At 66.9% G+C, this 1,443-nt stretch carries 1 protein-coding gene; it reads left to right on the forward strand.

Annotated elements, in window-relative coordinates; genetic code table 11:
• The first annotated feature begins 149 nt into the window (after positions 1 to 149).
• Complete coding sequence (locus FM125_RS01505; RefSeq protein WP_087133417.1) at positions 150 to 803, forward strand: hypothetical protein; 654 nt, start codon at positions 150 to 152, stop codon at positions 801 to 803.
• The last annotated feature ends 640 nt before the right edge of the window (positions 804 to 1,443 follow it).

Here is a 1,443-nt window from a genome sequence, read left to right on the forward strand (position 1 = left end):
TGACTCTCCTTCAGGACCTACATAACGGCCCTGCCACTAAGTCTGACGCGCGACAGGGATCCCAATGCGACGACCTCGCCCGTCGTGTCCGCCCGGTCCATGGCTCTGACCGTCCGGACGCATTGACGTGGCCGCGTTTACCGCACGCGATGCAGGACCTCACGCCGGAGACGGTGGTGACCGAGCAGGATCTGGTACCGGCCCAGGTGGAGCGTCTCAGCACACCTGAAGACCTAGTGCCGTCGAAGCTGTGGTCCGATGAGATCTCGTCGACTCAGGCCGCTTTGATCGAGCAGCGTGCGCCGCTCCTCAGTGGACGGGGTGTGCGGGACGGGCATGAGTGTCATGTCGAGATCTGTCTGGCGGGCGGGGACGAGGCCGTGGTGGTCACTGTGGAGAACGGCGGTCCCGGTTCGTCGCCGGTGCGCCGAGTCGCGACCGTTCCGGTGGCCGTTGCAGTTCCCTTGGCACTGGAGAGCACAGGCGTGCGAGTGGAGTGGTTGAGGGACGCGGTGTTCGAGGCAGAGTGCGTCGTCGGCGCCGATGAGGGCGGATGGTCGGCGGTGGCGGGCACGTCTGCGGCGCAGGATCTGCTGCGGCGTCCGCGGGACTGGTGGGTATGGAGAGACCGCGAGGACCATGTGGCCGCGGAGTGGATGCAGCCTTACGGGGGTCCGCCGTTCGCAGTGATCCGAGGTGAACGGAGCTCGAGGGCCGTTCCGGTCGTGCCAGGGATCTTCTACGCCGCGTTGCAGGAGTCGATCGCTGCGACGACTGCCTCCGAGGACGGTGATACACGCTGATGGACAGTGCTCGATGATCCTGCTGCCATGCTGGCCATGGAGCTTGCGGACCGGACTGAGGATGGTCACGTGCCCACCGTCGATGAGGCCCCTGCCGTCCTGGAGGCCACGGACGCGGCGACCTTCTCCATCGTCGCCGCCTTCCACCTGCGGGAGTGTCCCTTCGACCGGACCGTCACGCGCTACTGCCTGGTCCCCCGAAGACTGGCCTGTGCCCGGAGAACTGCATGTGCGGCTCCCCGCGGCTCGGCACGCAGGCGAGGACCCTCCAGTACACCTGGCTCGAGCCCGAGGAGCCCGTCCACCAGGTGTCGATGGGCATCGGGGGCGGGACCGTCGTCGTCCAGTGCCGGCCGGGTCCACGCCCAGCTCGGCGCCGGCGGCGCACGGAAGTACCGGAGACTCCGACCTGCTCGGCCACGGACTTCGAGGTGCCCCCGGCGAGCATCAGATCAAGCACTTGCAGACGCAGCCGCTTCGAAGCAGCACGAGAGATTGCGGCCATGGTGAGTACGACAGACCTTCCTGGTGGGCCCCGGAAGATCTGTTGCACTCACCGATGGAATCCGCCACGGTGCATGGCACGTGATCAGCGCGCCTGGATGGAAGGACGATGGATGAGTGAGCAGGGCATGGAGCG

The sequence above is a fragment of the Micrococcus lylae genome, from assembly GCF_900163825.1.
Classification (GTDB): domain Bacteria; phylum Actinomycetota; class Actinomycetes; order Actinomycetales; family Micrococcaceae; genus Micrococcus; species Micrococcus lylae.

Excerpts from the sequence above, each read along its gene's own strand:
- FM125_RS01505 (WP_087133417.1), top strand. The coding sequence starts at position 150 with ATGCAGGACCTCACGCCGGAGACGGTGGTGACCGAGCAGGATCTGGTA.